Source organism: Klebsiella sp. GB_Kp056 (genome assembly GCF_040064755.1).
Lineage (GTDB): Bacteria > Pseudomonadota > Gammaproteobacteria > Enterobacterales > Enterobacteriaceae > Klebsiella > Klebsiella quasipneumoniae.
The window spans coordinates 235307-253182 of sequence record NZ_JBEAJA010000041.1; the positions used below are offsets into that span (position 1 = coordinate 235307).

Annotated in this window: 21 protein-coding genes; 1 reads left to right on the forward strand and 20 read right to left on the reverse strand. The window is 58.6% G+C overall.

Features of this window, described 5'->3' with window-relative positions; all coding sequences use genetic code 11:
• Positions 1 to 8 precede the first annotated feature (8 nt).
• From acpT to ABLV52_RS09455, 19 genes are all read right to left on the reverse strand, one after another.
• Positions 9 to 596, reverse strand: a complete 588-nt coding sequence (gene acpT / locus ABLV52_RS09365) for a 4'-phosphopantetheinyl transferase AcpT (protein ID WP_348890303.1) — start codon at positions 594 to 596, stop codon at positions 9 to 11.
• Position 597: 1 nt separating this feature from the next.
• Positions 598 to 1827 carry a beta-ketoacyl-ACP synthase gene (locus ABLV52_RS09370; RefSeq protein WP_023291256.1) on the reverse strand — a complete coding sequence of 410 codons (1230 nt, stop codon included), beginning with the start codon at positions 1825 to 1827 and terminating at the stop codon, positions 598 to 600.
• Positions 1824 to 2555, reverse strand: coding sequence for a 3-ketoacyl-ACP reductase FabG2 (locus ABLV52_RS09375; RefSeq protein ID WP_050534007.1), 732 nt, complete (start codon positions 2553 to 2555; stop codon positions 1824 to 1826). The genes ABLV52_RS09370 and ABLV52_RS09375 overlap by 4 nt, the downstream gene beginning before the upstream one ends.
• Positions 2552 to 3028 carry a 3-hydroxy-fatty acyl-ACP dehydratase gene (locus ABLV52_RS09380; protein WP_072413848.1) on the reverse strand — a complete coding sequence of 159 codons (477 nt, stop codon included), beginning with the start codon at positions 3026 to 3028 and terminating at the stop codon, positions 2552 to 2554. Before ABLV52_RS09380 ends, ABLV52_RS09375 begins: the two co-directional genes overlap by 4 nt.
• Positions 3025 to 4194 carry a beta-ketoacyl-[acyl-carrier-protein] synthase family protein gene (locus tag ABLV52_RS09385; protein WP_048298523.1) on the reverse strand — a complete coding sequence of 390 codons (1170 nt, stop codon included), beginning with the start codon at positions 4192 to 4194 and terminating at the stop codon, positions 3025 to 3027. Before ABLV52_RS09385 ends, ABLV52_RS09380 begins: the two co-directional genes overlap by 4 nt.
• A gap of 1 nt (position 4195) precedes the next feature.
• Positions 4196 to 4780, reverse strand: coding sequence for a DUF3261 domain-containing protein (locus ABLV52_RS09390; protein ID WP_348890304.1), 585 nt, complete (start codon positions 4778 to 4780; stop codon positions 4196 to 4198).
• Positions 4777 to 7095, reverse strand: coding sequence for an MMPL family transporter (locus ABLV52_RS09395; protein ID WP_348890305.1), 2319 nt, complete (start codon positions 7093 to 7095; stop codon positions 4777 to 4779). The genes ABLV52_RS09390 and ABLV52_RS09395 overlap by 4 nt, the downstream gene beginning before the upstream one ends.
• Entirely contained in the window at positions 7064 to 7669 is a 606-nt protein-coding gene (locus ABLV52_RS09400) for an outer membrane lipoprotein carrier protein LolA (protein ID WP_023291250.1), read from the reverse strand. Before ABLV52_RS09400 ends, ABLV52_RS09395 begins: the two co-directional genes overlap by 32 nt.
• Positions 7666 to 8088, reverse strand: a complete 423-nt coding sequence (locus tag ABLV52_RS09405; RefSeq protein WP_032454265.1) for a thioesterase family protein — start codon at positions 8086 to 8088, stop codon at positions 7666 to 7668. The genes ABLV52_RS09400 and ABLV52_RS09405 overlap by 4 nt, the downstream gene beginning before the upstream one ends.
• 3 nt (positions 8089 to 8091) lie before the next feature.
• Positions 8092 to 9783 carry a glycosyltransferase gene (locus ABLV52_RS09410; protein WP_348890306.1) on the reverse strand — a complete coding sequence of 564 codons (1692 nt, stop codon included), beginning with the start codon at positions 9781 to 9783 and terminating at the stop codon, positions 8092 to 8094.
• A complete protein-coding gene (locus ABLV52_RS09415) occupies positions 9774 to 10127 on the reverse strand; it encodes a hydroxymyristoyl-ACP dehydratase (protein ID WP_348890307.1) in 354 nt (117 codons plus the stop codon). The genes ABLV52_RS09410 and ABLV52_RS09415 overlap by 10 nt, the downstream gene beginning before the upstream one ends.
• The gene (locus ABLV52_RS09420) at positions 10114 to 11463 is read right to left on the reverse strand and encodes an AMP-binding protein (RefSeq protein ID WP_085551458.1); all 1350 of its coding nucleotides are present in this window, start codon (positions 11461 to 11463) and stop codon (positions 10114 to 10116) included. Before ABLV52_RS09420 ends, ABLV52_RS09415 begins: the two co-directional genes overlap by 14 nt.
• Positions 11460 to 12041, reverse strand: coding sequence for a hypothetical protein (locus ABLV52_RS09425; protein ID WP_032454262.1), 582 nt, complete (start codon positions 12039 to 12041; stop codon positions 11460 to 11462). Before ABLV52_RS09425 ends, ABLV52_RS09420 begins: the two co-directional genes overlap by 4 nt.
• Before the next feature lie 6 nt (positions 12042 to 12047).
• Positions 12048 to 12299: an acyl carrier protein gene (locus ABLV52_RS09430; RefSeq protein ID WP_023291244.1), complete on the reverse strand. Its 252-nt coding sequence runs from the start codon at positions 12297 to 12299 to the stop codon at positions 12048 to 12050.
• An 11-nt stretch (positions 12300 to 12310) separates the two neighbouring features.
• Positions 12311 to 12568, reverse strand: coding sequence for a phosphopantetheine-binding protein (locus ABLV52_RS09435; RefSeq protein ID WP_023291243.1), 258 nt, complete (start codon positions 12566 to 12568; stop codon positions 12311 to 12313).
• Positions 12549 to 13382, reverse strand: a complete 834-nt coding sequence (locus ABLV52_RS09440; RefSeq protein ID WP_348890308.1) for a lysophospholipid acyltransferase family protein — start codon at positions 13380 to 13382, stop codon at positions 12549 to 12551. The genes ABLV52_RS09435 and ABLV52_RS09440 overlap by 20 nt, the downstream gene beginning before the upstream one ends.
• A complete protein-coding gene (locus ABLV52_RS09445; RefSeq protein ID WP_023291241.1) occupies positions 13361 to 14083 on the reverse strand; it encodes a beta-ketoacyl synthase chain length factor in 723 nt (240 codons plus the stop codon). Before ABLV52_RS09445 ends, ABLV52_RS09440 begins: the two co-directional genes overlap by 22 nt.
• 20 nt (positions 14084 to 14103) lie before the next feature.
• Entirely contained in the window at positions 14104 to 15165 is a 1062-nt protein-coding gene (locus ABLV52_RS09450; RefSeq protein WP_348890309.1) for a class I SAM-dependent methyltransferase, read from the reverse strand.
• A 62-nt stretch (positions 15166 to 15227) separates the two neighbouring features.
• Positions 15228 to 15623: a hypothetical protein gene (locus ABLV52_RS09455; RefSeq protein ID WP_023291239.1), complete on the reverse strand. Its 396-nt coding sequence runs from the start codon at positions 15621 to 15623 to the stop codon at positions 15228 to 15230.
• A 405-nt stretch (positions 15624 to 16028) separates the two neighbouring features.
• On the opposite strand from ABLV52_RS09455, the gene ABLV52_RS09460 reads away from it, so the two are divergent.
• On the forward strand, positions 16029 to 17249 hold the full coding sequence (locus tag ABLV52_RS09460; protein ID WP_065883181.1) for an MFS transporter: 1221 nt from the start codon (positions 16029 to 16031) through the stop codon (positions 17247 to 17249).
• Here ABLV52_RS09460 and ABLV52_RS09465 read toward each other — a convergent pair whose 3' ends face one another.
• Positions 17250 to 17807, reverse strand: a complete 558-nt coding sequence (locus ABLV52_RS09465) for a DcrB family lipoprotein (RefSeq protein ID WP_023291237.1) — start codon at positions 17805 to 17807, stop codon at positions 17250 to 17252.
• Positions 17808 to 17876: the final 69 nt, after the last annotated feature.

Consider the following 17876-nt stretch of genomic DNA (forward strand, 5'->3'; position numbering starts at 1 on the left):
TTGATCGCTTAAACCACGCCGCTGAAATGTTGAATGCGCGCGTCCGTCAGCGTGAACGGCGTCGGCGTACAGACCGCAATACTTAACCCATCGTGCAGAATCTGGCTGAGCGACAGCGGGTCGTGACAGGCGCTGTCAACGGAGGCCATCTGCCAGGCGCTGCCGCCGCGCTGTTTCACCAGCGCCTCTTTGCGCGTCCAGATACGCCAGAAGACCGTGAGCTGCTGCGCCGGCGAAGCCTGCGCCAGTTCCTGGTGCTCGCTTTCGCTGAACAGGGCGTTAGCCAGGCGGCGCCAGCCTTCGCGCGGGCGAATCACTTCGATGTCGCAACCCACCTCGCCTTTATCGCTGAGCAGCAGGGCAATATCGTCGCCGCTGTGGCTAAGGTTAAACCACAGCCCGCGCGCGACGGGGAAGGCAGGCTTGCCCTGTTCGCCAAGCTGAATATCCGTCAGCGGGGCAGCCGCCTGCGCCAGCAGCGCGCGGCCGGCAAGCCAGCTGGCTCGTCGCGGTCCGTCCGGCGCCTGCGCCATCAACGCAGGCGGTAACGGCAGGGCGCTAAGGGCGGAGATCTTACCCAGAAAAAGCTGATACATTTCAAGGCCAGCGTCGAATAATGATTGAGGTGTTAATGCCGCCGAAGGCGAAGTTGTTGCTCTGCAGGAATTCACACTCCAGTTTGCGCTTTTCCCCCATGATGTAATCCAGTTCGCCACAGTTGGCGTCCGGTTTATGGAGATTCAGCGTTGGCGCAAACCAGCCTTCGCGCATCATCTGCAGGCTCATCCACGCTTCTAACGCCCCGCAAGCGCCAAGCGTATGGCCGAAATAGCTTTTCAGCGAAGAGATCGGCACGCTGTCGCCGTAAACGGCCGCCGTTGCCTGGCTTTCCGCGATATCGCCGCGATCGGTGGCGGTGCCGTGGGCCGAAATATAGCCGATATCCCGGGGGCTTAAGCCCGCCATGTTTAGCGATTGTTCCATGCAGATCTGCATGGTTTCGCGCTGCGGCTGGGTAATATGGGCCGCATCGCAGTTAGTGGCGAACCCGACGATTTCACCGTAGATGGTTGCGCCGCGCGCTTTGGCATGCTCGAGATCTTCAAGGATCAGCGTGCCGGCGCCTTCGCCAATCACCAGACCATCTCGCTGTTCATCGAACGGAGAGGGGGTGAGGGCCGGTTCGTCATTGCGTTGGCTGGTGGCGAAGAGGGTATCGAATACCGCGGCTTCCGAAGGGCAGAGCTCCTCGGCCCCGCCGGCCACCATCACCGTTTGGTAACCATGGCGAATGGCTTCCCAGGCGTAGCCAATCGCCTGGCTGCCGGAGGTGCAGGCGCTGGAGGTGGGGATCACGCGCCCCCGCAGACCGAAGAATAATCCGGTATTCACCGCGGTAGTATGCGGCATCATCTGCACATAGGTAGTGCCGGTGATATTGTTGGTATGTTTCTCCGTCAACATGGTGGCGAACTCGCTCACCGGACCGGTACTACCGGTTGACGAGCCGTAAGCGATGCCGGTTTGGCCGTTGGTCAGCACGGTGTCGCCGATAAGCCCGGCCTGCTCCAGCGCGAGCTCAGTGGCGCGGGTGGAGAGTCGCGATACCCGCCCCATCGCGCGGATACGCTTGCGGGTATAATGCTCCGGCAGGGTGAAATCGTCGATTGGCGCCCCCAGCAGCGTATGCAGTCCGTCATACGCCAGCCATTCCGGCATCTTACGCACCGCATTTTTATATTCCCGCAGCCTGGTGGCGACATCCTGCCAGTTTTCGCCAAACGCGGTCACCCCGCCCATCCCTGTAATGACCACCCGGCGTATCATAGCATCCCCCCGTTGATGGAAATGACCTGGCGGGTGACGTAGCCCGCGATATCCGACATTAAATAGCTGGCAAGCCCGGCCACCTCGTCGGCCTGACCCATGCGTTTCATCGGGATCATGGTCATCGCCTCTTTCAGCGCGTGCTCTTCCATGTCAATCATCCCGGTGTCGATAAGACCCGGCGCAATACAGTTAACGGTGATTTTGCGTTTTGCCAGTTCTATCGCCAGCGCTTTGGTGGCGCCGATAATGCCCGCCTTGGCGGCGCTGTAGTTGACCTGGCCGCGGTTGCCCATGACGCCGGAAACCGAGGAGAGGGTGATGATACGTCCGCCCTGGCGTGCGCTAATCATCGGCATGATGCAGGGATGAATGACGTTATAAAAACTGTCGAGGTTGGTGTGGATCACGGCGTCCCAGTCGTCATCGCCAAGCGCCGGGAAGGCGCCGTCGCGGGCGATGCCGGCGTTGCTGACAATGCCATACCATGCGCCATGGTCGGCCATATCCTGCTCCAGTACCTCGCGGCATTGCTGACGATCGGCGACGTCAAAACTCAGCAGCCGGCCGTCGCCGCCGGCGGCGGTTATCGCCTCCAGCGTCTGTTGCGCCCCCGCGCGGTCGCGATGAAAGTGGACGCCCACCACAAAACCGTCCGCTGCCAGCTGGCAGGCGATAGCGCGACCGATGCCTTTGCTGGCGCCGGTAACCAAAACTGAACGACTCATTCTGACGCTCCTTGTTGAAATAAAGTGCTAAGTTCTTCTGTTGTGGGCTGGAAGGTGTTGACCCGCCCGCTGGCCAGGACGTCATCGTCCACCATAATGGTGCCTTCGAAGCTGCCGAAACGTTCATCCTGCATCAAGAGCTTCACGCTGATGGACAGCGTCTTTCCGCCCGGCAGGCTCCCGGCCGCGCAAACCAGTTCGCGCGCGCCCAGCACCATGCCTAAAGCGAGCGATGTTTGTCCTTGCTGCTGGCGGTGCCAGCCGGACCAGACGCCGACGGTCTGCGCCATTAATTCAAGGGCGAACCAGCCGGGAAGATCGCCGTTGGTATCGAGAAATGGCTCCAGAACGCTGCCGGGTGAGACCGCGACGCGGCAGGTGGCGGTGTCGGCAGTCACCGCCTCGACCTCTTCCAGCAGCAGCATCGGCGCGTCGTGCGGCAGGTAACTGCCGGGTGATAAAAAGTGGCTCATGACATTCTCCCGAGCAGGATGCTGGTGTTATTGCCGCCAAAGGCAAAAGAGTTCGACAGGATAACTGGCCGCGACAGCGGCTGCGGATGTTCAATGAGCCCGCACGGCGGTAGCGTGTCATCCTGCGGAGACTGACTGAAATCCTGTGCCGGTAACAACAGATTGCGCTGCAGGATCAGCATGCCGATGGCGGCCTCGGTGATCCCCGCCGCACCCAGCGTATGTCCGGTCAGATGTTTGGTGGAACTACAGGGCACCCTTTCGCCAAACAGCGCGTTGATCACCCGGGCTTCTATCTGGTCGTTAAGCCGCGTAGCGGTGCCGTGCAGGTTAATGTAACCCACCTGCTCCGGCATGATGCCCGCGTCGTCCAGCGCCTGCTGAATGGCGCGCATCGCCCCTTCTCCTTGGGGGTGCGGGGCGGAAATATGCCAGGCGTCGCTGGATTCGCCGATACCCAGCAGCGCGATGGGCTGCGGCTCGCGGGTCAGCAGCATCAGCGCCGCCCCTTCGCCGATGGTGATCCCGCAGCGGTCGCGGCTAAACGGCTGGCACTGCGTCGTGGAGAGCGACTCCAGGCTGTGAAAGCCGTTGATGGGCATCCGGCTAAGGGTATCCGCGCCGCCGACGATCGCCACATCCGCCAGCCCCGCCTCAATGAGCCGCCGTCCGCTGATTATCGCCCGCGCGCTGGAGGAGCAGGCGGTTGACAGGGTATATGCCGGACCATCCAGCGCCAGCCAGCGGCTGAGAAAACGCGACGGGTCGCCCAGCTCCTGCTGTGGATAGCGCCAGGCCTCGCTCGCCTTGCCGTTAAGCGTCAAATTAACGTGTACGTCGCCTTCATCCAGCCCTGACGTACTGGTGCCCAACACCACGGCGACCCGAGCCCGGCCATAGCGGGCGATGGCGCGATCCACCTGCGGCTGGATCTGCGCCAGCGCCGCCAGCAGCAGCTGATTATTGCGCGAACGATGGTCGCGAAAGGTATCGGGAATGGCGGGTAGTTCGCCGTCCACCCCCGCGAAAATCGCCTGCGGATGCCCCTGTAACCACCCTTCACGCGGGCGCATGCCGGGCGCTATACCGCGGGCCAGATTGGCGGCGATTTCATCATTATCGCGTCCCAGGGCGTTAATCATGCCGACAGCAGAAATGAAGATCATCTCAGTCACCCAGGTATTGAATGGTGATGTGGTATTTAAAGACGTGCTGCTCGATGCTAATCGGCACGCGCTTGCCTTTGCGGTTGATATAGGTGATGTCGGTGACCAGTTTTCCGCGCGCGTTACGCAGTTCGCGTTTGTCGCCGCGGTCGGTTAGCGTCCAGCCTTTCGGCAGCTGCGGCAGCCATGCGCTAAGCGGCCAGTGGCTGAGCATCACATCGGCCAGCACCTGGCTGGCGGGCGGCAGTTGCGGGATCACCATCGACTGTTCCGCGCGCAGCCCTTGTTGATCATAGGTCACCAGGAACAGGCGGATACCGACGGACGACAGGCCCGCCAGCGTGAGCTTTTTATCATCGGCATTGAGCAGCACCAGCAGCGACTGGGTTTGGCCGTTGAAGCGGCCGGTCAATAACTGCTGGGAACTGATGGCCGGCGAGATGCCCGGCGGCGGCAACGTGACGCGCGTACCCGGCTCCAGCCACGCCTGCGGACGGCCTTGCGGCTCCGGCGGCGAATAACTGCAGCCGGCCAGCAATAAGGCGGCGAAGAGCGCGAAGGCGCGCCAGAATGATGGTCTTCTCATCGTCTTTTTTTCTCTTTTTTGCTCGGCATCGCCAGCGGCGACAGCAGGAAAGCGGTGAAAATACCGCTGACCAGGACAGTGCCAAAGCTGCTGATGGCCTGGGTGGCGCTAAACACCAGCATGCCAAGCGTTAATAAGGTGGTCATCATCGCCAGGGTAACCGCCAGCAGCGATGTCAGCGGCGTGCCGCGCGGGTTGCTGAAAAACAGGGTGTAGTTGATGCCAATCCCAAGTACCAGCACCAGCGCCAGTAAGGAGAACAGGTTAACGGCGTGGCCGGTGAGCGCCAACGCCCCCAGGCCGCATCCCAGCGACAATACCGACGGCACCAGGCTTATTAAGCCCTTGCGCCAGCCAAGGCGGATAGCGGCGCCGCAGGCAATCACCGCCAGCGCAACGCCCAGCAGCCCGGTTAAAATATGACGGTAGAGCGCGAAAAGCTGGTCGAAATCGCTTTTACGATCGACCCACGCCACGCCAGTCTGGGTTGTGCTGAGCGCCTTCAGCGCCGCGCTATCTTTCACCCCGCTCACTGGCACCAGTACGCCGCTTTCGCCATCCGGCAGCGTCAGCCATAGCAGCCGCCAGCCTTCGCTGGCCGGACTGGCAAGCCAGTCGCCGACTGTCACCGGCATCAGCCGCAGGTCGGGGTGAACAGCGGTGAGTCCGGCGTTATTCAGCGCCTGGCCGATGGCCGGCGCCGCCTGCTTCAGCAGGGCCAGATCCTGCTGCTGGCGGGCCAGTGAATTGAGCGGAATGGCGCGATACCCGCCAAGCATTCCGTCGGTTTGCGCTTTAGCCAGTGCGGGCATAAAGGCTTCAAGCCGCTGCAGCGTTTGTTGCGCCGTGTCGCCGTAAACCACGAACCACTTTTGATCGACGCTTTGGCCAGTGAGCGCGGTGATGGCATGCTCCTGGGAGAGGATATTCTGCGGCAGCGCCTGCAGCTGTGAGATATCGTCATCCACCCGCAGGAGAGCGAGCCCCGTCAGGGAGAAAATGGCCAGAACCACCGGCAGACCGATGGCGAGTTTTTTGTTACGCCGCCATGCCGCGAGCCAGCGCGACATCAGCACCATCGCTGGGACGGGACGCACCGGGAGCCCATGGCACAGCCATGGCTGCCAGAAAATCACCGTCAGGCATGAGGCGCTTAGCCCCACGGCCGCAAATAGCGCCATCTGGCGAATGGCCGGGAAGGGGGCCAGCATCATGATTAAATAAGCCGCCACGGTGGTAAGCAGCGCCAGCAGCAGCGCTTTCCGAACTTTAACAAGGCTTTGCCACGGTGAAGCCGCTGCGCCATGGACCATCCGTTCGGTCAGGTAATAGAGCGTGTAATCTGCGGAAATGCCAATAATGCTCATGCTCATCACCAGGGTCATCAGATGCAGCTCGCCAAACAGCAGCAGCGTGGCAACGGTGCCGGCCAGTGCGCCGATAGCGATAGAGATCGCGCATAACAGCAGCGGACGCAGCGAGCGGAACACGGCCACGATCAACAGGATGACGCCGAACAGGGTGGCCGCGCCGAGAGTGGAGATATCGCGCTTCGCCTGCTGGCTGGCGTAATCACTGTAAAATACGGTGCCGCGCGACAGCAGCTGCGCCTGCGGGTGGCGCGCTTTTAATTCCTTTTCAAGCTGCGCGAGGGTGGTCACCAGGCGGTGCGTCTGTCGCATATCGAACGACGAACCCGCCAGCTCGCCGTGCAGCAGATACCAGACGTTGCCTTGCGCGTCTTTGCTGGTCAGCCACCCGTCCTGCAGCTGCATCCGCTGGCCGCTATTCGCCATCGCCAGCTGTGAGCCGCGCATCAGCATCAGCGGGTCGTTTTGTAACTCTTTACCGCTGACCCCGGAAAACGCCGAATAGAGCTGCGAAAGGATCCACTGGGCCTGCGCTTCGCCGCCCTCCTGCAGACGCGCGCGGGTGGCGGGGTCGATTAACGCATTGCGATGCTGCCAGAAAAACGTTCCCCAGGCCTGCTGACTGGCGGCATCCATTGGGCCTTTGACCTCGGCCAGCGCGTCTGAGGTTTGCAGCAACCGCAGCCAGTCGCGAGCCACCTGCGGGTCGGCCTGTTTACCGGGGCTGACCAGCCAGACCAGCTGGCGATCCAGACGCTGCATAAAGCCGTCGTTCAGCGCGGGGGGGATCGCGCCGAGCGTCTGTTTGGGCAGCATCGCCAGCACGCTGCTGTTGAGCCGGGCCTGCGGCAACAGCGCCAGCAGCGCGCCCGCCAGTATCAGGCAGACGACGCCCCAGATCAGCGCAGGACGTTTACTGGGCGGCAAAGCGTTGGCGTTCGTCATCGGTCAGTTGCGCTGGCGTCAGTTGATGTTGGGAAAGGGCGATATCGGTGCGATCGCCTTGTTTATCGTTGAGTTGAATATGCTCCAGGTAGGTTTTTCCGGCGAGATCGATGCTGGCGAAAATCTTATCCAGCGGCGTGGTGACAGGCGTCAGGCGCAGCGTCCATCGCCCGTCGCCTTTATCGGCGAATTCCACGCGGAAGTTCTCCTCCAGCACGTTACGATCGGCCTGGAACAGCGCGCGCAGCAGATGGTTGAACTGGAACATCTGCGGGTTGTTTTCGGCGGTGACGGTCTGCGGCGGCTGGCCGTTAATCGCCTGCACCATCCGTTTGTCATCCAGCAGCAGTTGCATCGGGAACGGTGAGGTTTGATCCCACAGCAAGCCCTGGTCGCGGGCGATCAACATCCGCCCCTGGGATCGCAGCGGCTGCGGAAGATCCTTTATGGTGCGGGTTTGATCGAAGTGGGCGCGCACCACCGGCTGTTCGCTAAATTGTTTTTGCAGGTCATCGAGCGTCAGGGCGCTAACCAACGGACTGATGAACAGTCCCACCAACAGCAGCAATCTCATGGCGTGACCCCCATGCGTTCAAACAGAACTTGCGGGCTGACAAAACACATCTCGCCGCTTTTTTCGTCCACCGCGACCTGGATGGTGTAGCCGGTGGTGGTGCGTTTGCCGCTCTCGGCGGCAAAAATTTCATAGCCAATGCGCAGGCGGTTTTCGAACTCTTCCAGACGCGCGCGGACGCGAATACGCTGCTCGAAGGTGATAACGTCCCGGTACTTCACGCGGGTATCCACCACCGGCCACAGATAGCCGGAGGCTTTCATCTGCCGGTAGCCGTAGTTGAACTGGTTAAGCAGCGCCTCGCGGGCAATTTCGAAGTAGCGGAAATAGTTGCCATGCCAGACGACGCCCATCATATCGACGTCGTGAAAGGGAATGGTTAGCTCTACTTCAGCAGTAAAACGGGGATCGTTAAGCACCCTTTACTCCTTATCTTTGGGCTCCGGCAAACGCCAGAAATCGAAAAAGTTAAACCAGTCGAGCGGCGACTGCAGCGCGTAATATTCCAGCCGTTCGGCGTAGCGATCGATGATATGTTGCAGTGCCTGCTGGCGATTGGCGCGCGGCAGCGGCAGCGGGTCAGCGAACGGCTCACAGTAAATGCGCAGCTTGCCCTGCTGACGCAGAGCGAACATCAAATTGACCGGGCAGCGCAAAATAGCCGCGAGGATAAAGGGCCCCTGCGGGAAGGGGGCCGGTTGCCCCATAAAACGGCTCCAGCAGACGCGCCACTCGCCGCCGCGCTGCGGATTGACCGCAATACGATCGCCGACAATGGCGATCCATTCTCCGCGATCCAGTTTTTCCTGCAGCAGCATGGCGGTCTCCGGGCCGATATCGGTGACCGGCAGCAGGTTGAGCCCGGCCTGCGGGGCCATCTCCGCCATAATCTGCTTAAAGCGTTGGGCATTGTCGCTGAACACCAGCGCGTTGATGGTCTTGCTGCCCTGCAGCTGCGCCAGCGCACGGCAGGCTTCAACATCGCCGAGATGTGAGGCCAGCAGTAGTTTGCCGCGCGGATCGTCGATATTGAGCGTCTCTTCGGCTCCTGTGGCAAACACCACATCGCGACCAAACTGCAGTTCGCCGCGCCAGCTGGCGATTTTATCCAGCATCGCGTTGCCAAAGCGCAGGAAGTGACGATAGCTACTGAGTTCGCCCGGCTCCGGCAGCTGACGAGCGGCTAACTGGTCGCGCACGCGGGTAAGCCAGTTTTGTGAAGCGCGGCGCGCGGTGCTGGCCGTTAGCCAGTAGACGCCGACCACCGGGTAGAGCAGCAGCGAAAACGCGTGTCGTCCCAACAGCCGCCACACCAACAGCATCAGGCGCATGCCCCATAAGCCTTTGACCTCCTTCTGACGCGCCCAGTGCGGCGAAGCGCGGCGAAACAGCAGCGAGGGGATCCGCGGCAACATGCCGAGGAACAGTCGGGTATGCATCAGCGAGATGCGGCAGTTATCTCTGAGGGCATCGAAATGCGACAAACCGTCCGGCGGATAGGTCACGCGGGTCGGGACAAAGTAGCTGGTGTTCCCCTGCCAGTAGAGGCGCACCATCACTTCGGTATCAAAATCCATCCGCTTGCCGAGGGGCACGCGCTTAGCCAGCTGCAGCGTCGGCGCCAGCGGATAGACGCGAAAGCCGCACATGCTGTCTTTTAGCTGCAGCGATAGCGTTTCAATCCATACCCAGACGTGGGTGATCCAGCGTCCGTACAGGCGCGAGCGCGGGATTGAGTCGTCGTAAACCGGCTGGCCGGAGATCAGCGCCTCGGGATGCTTCTGCGCCAGCGCCAGCAGCTGCGGAATATCTTCGATGGCGTGCTGTCCATCGGCATCGACCTGCACCGCGTGGCTGAACCCGGCTTGCGCTGCGGCCTGTAATCCGCAGATGACCGCGGCGCCTTTTCCGGCGTTCTGCGGTAAGCGGATCAACGTCAGATCCGGGTTTTCCAGCGCCAGTCGCTCCAGCTCCAGCTGTGTGCGACTGTCGCTGCCGTCGTCCACCACGATACAGGGAAGATCAAACGGCTGCAGGCGCGCCAGCACCCGCGACATCATCGCGCCGTGGTTATAGCACGGGATCACCACGCAGGGGGAAAAGGTTAGCGACATAAGCGAATCTTCCCGCTGCTGGCGGTATGTCGTGTTTCGCCATCGTGGCGCTGATAGCTGAAGGTGATGAGCTGACGCGCCTCCTGCCAGCTAAGAATGAGCGTCACGATCGCCCCCGGCAGGAGCGGCGACTGGAATTTCACATTGTGAATATCGTGAAAGCGCCAGCCGGGCGCCAGCAAGGTGGTAGCGTAATGCATCGCCCAGTCAATCTGCGCGACGCCTGGCAACAAGGGCTGAACGGCAAAGTGGCCGCGAAACCAGAATAACGCCGGATCCACCGATAAAATGATTTCAACCCGATCGGCTTGTGGCTGACGGCGCTCAATTTCATGGGGCTGCATGAAATAACTCCTGTAACTGCGCGTAGACACGCTTGTTCATACTATTGACGGGGATCTCGTCGATAACCCGCCAGTAGCGGGGAATGGCGACCGGTTCCAGCAGAGGGCGCAGTGCTTTTCGCCAATGAGTCTCCTGGCTTTTTCCCCAGCGCTGGCGGGCATGGTTATCCAGCACCAGCAATACGCCAATACTCTGACGGCTGCCGCGGGTGATGGGTAACACGGCGGCATCAATGATGCCTTCAAGTTCCAGCAGGCGCTGCTCCACTTCGCTCAGCGATATGCGCTTCTCTTCAATTTTGACCACGCGATCCCGACGGCCTGCCAAATGGAAGTGGCCACTCTCGCGAAAATGCAAAATATCCTCGAGCAGCTGGCCGCGGTTATCGGTAATAAGCGGAGAAAAGAGGCGGAACGCATCGCCTTCTGGCTGAAAGCGGATGCCGGGAAACGGTTGCCATGGCGCCTCATCCTGCACGCGCTGGCGGCAGGCGATGACGCCGCTTTCCGTACTACCGTAAATTTCATCCGGCCAGGTATTGCACCAGCGGGCCGTTTGCACGGCATCCTGCCAAAGCAGCTTGCCGCCTGCGGACACGATCATTTCGATCGGCGGAGGGGTAAGCCGGTGGTCGAGACGTTTGAGGAAGGCCGGACTACTAATAAACAGATAGCGATGCTTCCGGCTTAACGCCGTTAACTGCTCGGTGTACTCCAGCATGTCCGCGTGAAGCGGTAAACCCAACGCCATTGGCAAGAACAGTCGAAACGTCAGGCCATAAAGATGCTGCGGCGCTACGGATGCCACCACCCGACAGCCTGCCAGACGCCCGGCATAGCAGGCGGATAACAGCGCCGCCTCGCGGTCGAGCGATCCGATCGGTTTGCAAATTCGCTTCGGTTGACCGGTGGAACCGGAGGTGAATAACTCAATGCAAGCCTCTTTGCCTGGCGCGGGAAAATGCATCTGGCCGCTCGTTACCGCCATCGTGGACTCGACAATCACCAGCGCGCCATCCCATGCCAGCGCTTTATCGCTGAGAATGCCGTCAAACAGCGCCTTCTGCTCATTTAACAGCGAAATACGGCCGTGGCCGGGAAGGACCGGCGTTTTGCCGGCATGCAGGGTTGCCAGCAGAGCGACGATAAACAAGTAGCTATTTTCAATGCACAACGCCCAGCGCATGGCTGGCTGCTGACGCAAGTGCGTGAGCAGGTGGGCGACATCATGGCGCAGATGTGCAAGCGTCCAGAGGTGCGTGTCATGCCAGGCGATCGGCGTTTCCGGCGAACGCGCGGCGCTGAGCCACTGGTCCAACGGGAGAGGCTGCTTCATGGTTTATCTCGTTTTATCACCCGCTGGCGCACCAGCCACTCGCCGGCCATGAGCGTGCCCATCAGCAGATAGGAAATCATGCCGTTCCACGCCGTCCACAGGGACAGATCGCCATACAGCGCGGTAAAAAGCGCAATGCCACCGTTAATGATGAAAAAGGCGCACCAGATTTGGGTGACGCGCCGGGTATAGCGTACAGCCCGCTCCGGAAGATCCGGTTCACGCAGTCGCGCCAGACGCTCGATTATCGGCATCCTGGACCATAGCGAACCGCCAAACACCGCCAGCATCACGCTGTTCACCACCACCGGGTAAAATAGCAGTAACTGATGGGTTTTCAGCAGGTAGCTGGCAATACACAGCGTCATGCCGGCCACCGCCACAATCTGAGTGACCACGCTCAGCGCTCCCGCCCGTCGCCGGGTCTGACGAAAGCGTAAAAACAACATCAGCGCCATGAGCGGTAACAACCCTTGCAGGCTGTTATGCGCGAGGCCGAACCAGATGATAAACGGCCAGGCCAGCAGCAATATGCCCGTCAGCAATGGCACAACTGGCAGTGAGCGAATGCCCGACACGGTGAATTATTCTTCTTTGAACAGGCGTTCTACCGCATCGACCACATCCTGCACGGTGCGGACAGTTTTGAACTCTTCTGGCTTGATTTTCTTGCCAATTTTCTTTTGCAGATGGACGATCATGTCGATGGCGTCGATACTGTCCAGTTCAAGATCTTCGTACAGGCGGGCCTCAGGCGTAATATCCTGCGGATCGATTTCAAACACGTTCACCAGCAGCGCGGAGATTTCTTCGTAAATGGCTTGTTGTTCATTCATAACCACTCTCCTCAGGCGCGCTGTGCTTGAATAAATGCCGCCAGCGTGGCGACAGAGTAGAAATGCTGACGCATCTCTTCACTTTCAGCCGACAGCACCACGCCGTACTGATTTTTCACCGCCAGACCCAGCTCCAGCGCATCAATTGAGTCCAGGCCCAGACCATCGCCAAAAAGCGCGGCGTCGGTGTCGATATCATCAGCGGACAGCTCGTCCAGGTTCAATGTACTGATGATCAGATTTTTAATTTCAAGATAGAGCGCTTGCATCATTCATTCCTGTTTCAGGGAGAGTGCCTGTTTCTAATTTAAGCAAAATATGACGGTTCAACTGTCTTGCGGCCAGCGCCGGTTCTTGTTTATTGGCATCATAAAACTGATGTATTGGCAGCCGTTCTCCAACCTCGACGGTAAACCGCGGCTTAGTTGGCGGCGCGTCGTACCATTTGCTTTGTTTACCCAGCATATGCTCGGTACAGCGGATGACGACAATGCGTAAATCGCTGCCACAGCGTACCGCGATATTAGCCGCCCCCCGCTGTAGCTGCATTTTTTTCCCCGGCACGGTGCGCGTGCCTTCAGGGAAAATCAAAATCGTATCGCCTTGCTGTAAACGCTGCCGGCTTGCCGGCAGCAGGGCATCGGCCTGATCGTTAATCAGATAATCGGCGGCGCGGATCACGCCGCTGACGAATGGATTTTTCAGCAGCGCGCTTTTTACCATGCAGTCGGTCTCCGGCATCACCGAGGCCAGCATTACGTAGTCAATAAGGCTGGGGTGATTGGCGACCACCAGGCAACCGCGCTCCGCGCGCAAAATATCGCGGCCATCGATACGGTAATCGAGAACGCCGACGCTTTTCACCACGCTGAGGAATACGCGAAAGCTAACGGAAATGCTGCGCCGCGCGATACGGCGTCGGCGGGTTTTATTACGTACCAAAACCAGCAGCAGATTAAACCAGATGAGCGAGAGCAGCAGGCCGCCAATGCCAAACAGTGCGAAGCAGAAACCGGTCATCGCTGCGCGCCAGAGCCGATTAAGCCAGTGGAAAAACAGCTTCATGCGCGGCTCCATTGCCATTGCACGCGATCGCCGGGAAGCGTGAACGTGCGGGCATTCTGCAAATAGTACTGCAAGAACAGTAAACTTTGCGGTAATGGACTTTCAGCAACGGCTGCATGAGGCTGGGCGTGGCATTGCCACTGGCGACCGGGCTCAATCACCCAGGCTGCCGCATAGGGCCAGGTGGTGATACCTGGCGGTAACTGAGCGTGGTAAAACTCAGGGAGAAAACCGTCGAAATCAACCATCAACACGCGCTGATAACCCGCCTGTAGCAGGCCCATCACTTCGTATAATCCCTGCTGAAACGTATCGCGTCCGGCAGAAAGGGATGACGACATAATCGCTTTTTTTGCAGCAATCGTCAGATTACCCACGGCGGAATTATGCACCGATAAGGCGAAATCGGTCGGCGAGATCGCTTGCTCCATAGCCAGCGCATGGAGGATCCGATAGTTGCGCTCCAGTTCGCCGTGACGGCTGGTATAAAGAACGGCATCGATTTCATGGCGACGGAGCATAGCCAGACCGCATTCCACAGCCAGCTTACTTCCCGAGCTGAGTCGGCGTGCGGTCATCATCGGCAATTCGCTGAGTTTGGGTGGCGCCGCGGCGGGATCGATGGCGTGCAAATGCTGTGACCACCGTTGCCATTGCTCGGGGCCACTGACGCCAGGCGCGAAGGCCTGCCAATCAACAATGTTAAATGAAAATGTCATCCACTCGCATCCGCGATCAATCAATTATTCTTGTGGCATATCAACAAGGTATGCCCAACGCCTAAATTATCGTGACGCTGTTCTACTTCGAACCCCGCCATTTCAAGATAGCGGTAAAATTTCTCTACGCTATAGAAACGGCTGTTGCCGTTGGCCATACAGGTAAAATAAAGTGAAGACGCATTCAGACTAAATGATGCTGCTTCAAATTTCTGCGCATCCCAGAACAATTCTAGAATGTACAGGCGGGCGCCAGGTTTCATGACCTGTGCCACGTTACTGAGTATGGTGATGATTTGTTCTGGCGAGAAACAGTCCAGGAACTGACTCATCCACCAGATATCCGCTTCTCCGGGTAGGGGGGCGTCACTCAGCATATCCACAGCATGAAAATCGATGCGATGGGCAAGGCCAGCATTTTCTATATTTTCCCGTGCCAGTGCAATTTGTTGCGGTAAATCTAATAACGTGACCGAGATATTTTCATCGTACTGGCAACAGCGTAGCGCCCATTTCCCGGTATTACCGCCTACATCGTACAGCCTTGCGGGCTGGCTGGCGAATACATAGGGCAGCGCTGCAGTGAAGGCGCCATCGGAATAGTAATGGTCGAAGGCAAACCAGCTTTTGCGCGCCGCGGGTGGTAGCTGTGACAAGGCAGGGTAAATCGTTGGCCACTCACCAAAAACTTTTAATCCTGACGGCTTTCCCTCCTGGAGCGCATTTTCCAGAAAGAATAATCCTTGATAACAAACGTCTTGAGTAAAATCCATATTTACTCGCGTCATCGGATCATGAAGTAAGAAATGTCCTATTTTAGAGAGGTGGTAGCGTTCCTCTTTATAGGTCAGGATACGACCGCTTAATCCCATATCGAGCAAAACGCTAACGGCATATTCTTTTCCGTCGAAAATTTCACTGATGGCTGCAAACGTTGCACCGCGTTTACCTTGTTGGTCCAGATAACCCAGAATACCTGAGTTGCGTAGACATAATGCGGTTTGAAAGAGCATGGGGGCAAAAGCAATACGCTGCGCTTCAGTAATGGCATCAAGTGCGCTGAGAGAATCCTTTTGGTACACGTTCGGTACAACCTTATTACAAATAATCGGCGAAACGGGTCAGTAGTGACCCGTATGTATATTTATTGTTGCAGAGCGGTGTTTGCTGCCAGCGTAACCTGAATATCTTTATCGAGGTTGTGTACCCAGCGGTTATAGTTTCTATGAATTTTTCCGTTGGCGGCCATGAGATTAATGCTACTCACATAGACAATAGAATAACTTGTTGCGGAGTAGTTAATTTTAATATCCGCGACATGGTCGCGATTTTGCAATTTACCTTTTATGACGCCAGGGCCCGCGTCAGACATAATCCATTGGCGCTGAGCACCTGCTTTGATAATGGCATCCTTGACCTGCGCTTCCGTATGGCCGGCGCTCACTATCGCATTGACCTGTTCAATAGGGGCTGTCCGTGCGCAACCGGCGAGCGCACCGACAACCGTAGCGGCAATCATCCAGTGAATAATTTTTTTCATGAATACTCCATGTCAATATATTGGCTACTGGCATTAACTTATGCCACGTAAGAAACTTTTATATAGGCTGATATGCTGTGGTTGTTCTGTCAGGCAATATGTTCATCTGTATTAAAACAGGCCGGAGAGGGAAATATGATGTTATAGAAATATTAACATCATGATAAACAATGAGGCGCTATCAGAGCCGTGAGGAAGTATAAGTAATTTAACCCTGCTCAGGCAATAGCGATAATTATTAATATGTATTTATCCTTCCATTAAGGAAAGTCGAATAATCGTCGCGGCAATTTATGCTGATGAGCGCGGCGATGGCGCCGCTGAGGTTATTGCCATCGGAAGGCTGCTTTTCAACAGAAGTCGTGGTAATAGTGGCTCTGTATAGTACAAATCTGGTGGAACCTGATGCCCGAATCCGTCGCCGAACCGGCGCTCAATGGACTGCGCCTCAATCTGCGGATTGTCTCCGTGGTTATTTTTAACTTTGCCAGCTACCTCACCATCGGCTTGCCGCTGGCGGTACTTCCTGGCTATGTGCATGATGTAATGGGCTTTAGCGCTTTCTGGGCTGGCCTGGTGATTAGTCTGCAATATTTCGCCACGCTGCTTAGCCGCCCGCACGCCGGGCGCTACGCTGACCTGCTGGGGCCCAAAAAGATTGTCGTCTTCGGCCTCTGCGGCTGCTTTTTAAGCGGGCTGAGCTATCTGCTGGCCGCCTGGAGCAGCGGCTGGCCGCTGGTTAGCCTGCTGCTGCTATGCCTCGGGCGAGTCATTCTCGGCATCGGCCAGAGCTTTGCCGGCACCGGCTCGACGCTGTGGGGCGTCGGCGTTGTTGGGTCGCTGCATATCGGGCGGGTGATCTCATGGAACGGCATTGTGACCTACGGGGCGATGGCGATGGGCGCCCCGCTCGGCGTGCTGTGCTATTCGCAAATTGGCCTCAGCGGCCTGGCCGGGGTCATTATGGCGGTTGCGCTGGTGGCTATCCTCTGCGCGCTGCCCCGCGCAGCGGTGAAGGCGGCGAAAGGCAAAGCAATGTCGTTTCGCGCGGTGCTCGGGCGGGTGTGGCCCTACGGCATGGCGCTGGCCCTGGCCTCCGCCGGTTTCGGGGTTATCGCCACCTTTATCACGCTGTTTTATGACGCCAAAGGCTGGGACGGGGCGGCCTTCGCCCTGACGCTGTTCAGCTGCGCGTTCGTTGGCGCGCGACTGCTGTTTCCCAACGCCATTAACCGCCTCGGCGGGCTGAACGTGGCGATGCTCTGCTTTATCGTGGAGATCATCGGCCTGCTGCTGGTCGGCTTTGCCGATACGCCGCTGCTGGCGAAAATCGGCACCTTTCTTACCGGGGCCGGGTTCTCACTGGTCTTTCCGGCGCTGGGCGTGGTGGCGGTGAAAGCGGTGCCGCAGCATAACCAGGGGTCGGCGCTGGCCACCTATACCGTGTTTATGGATTTGTCGTTAGGCGTCACCGGGCCGCTGGCCGGCTTGCTGATGGCGTGGACCGGGATCCCGGTGATATATCTGGCGGCGGCAGGTCTGGTGATGGCGGCGCTGCTGCTGGGCTGGCGGTTAAAAAAACGGCCCCCGGTCAGCGAACCGGAGGCCGTCGCACCAGGCCAGTAATTACTGGATGGTGAGGGTGCTGATGATGCTTTCCGCTTCGGTCTGCGCCTGCTGCTGGTTGTCCGCCGGCAGGGTGACCTGCAGGGTCAGCAGTTTGTCATCCACTTTGCCGAGGAGCACGGAAGACCAGGCGGTCTGCCCCTTGGCGGAGATGATGCTGTCCAGCTGCTGCAGGGTGTGACCTTTGATCTCCAGCGATTTATTGCTTACCACCTGCAGCTGCGGGTCGCGGCTACGCTGCTGATCTTCCAGGCGTTTAGCCAGCACCGCCAGGTCTTCATTGGTGCTGTCGCCGACGATGACGATGACTGCTTTCTGGCCGGTGGCGTCAGAATAGACGTGCATGTTGTTCGCCTGAGTACCCAGTTTGCCGCTCTGGTCGGCCATGCCCGCAGGCAGGGTGAAGCTCAGTTTGCCATCCAGCAGGCTGATCGCCTGGCCGCTGGTGTTGCTCTCCGCTGCTGCCCCAACGGTTGGCGCTTTTGAATCGCTGTTATCGCAGGCGGCAAGCCCCATCACCAGCAGGCCAATACCGACATATTTAACCAAATTGCGCATTGACATCTTCCTTTCGATAAACGGCCACTAATGGCTCATCCGGCTATCTTAACACATCAGCCCGCGAGT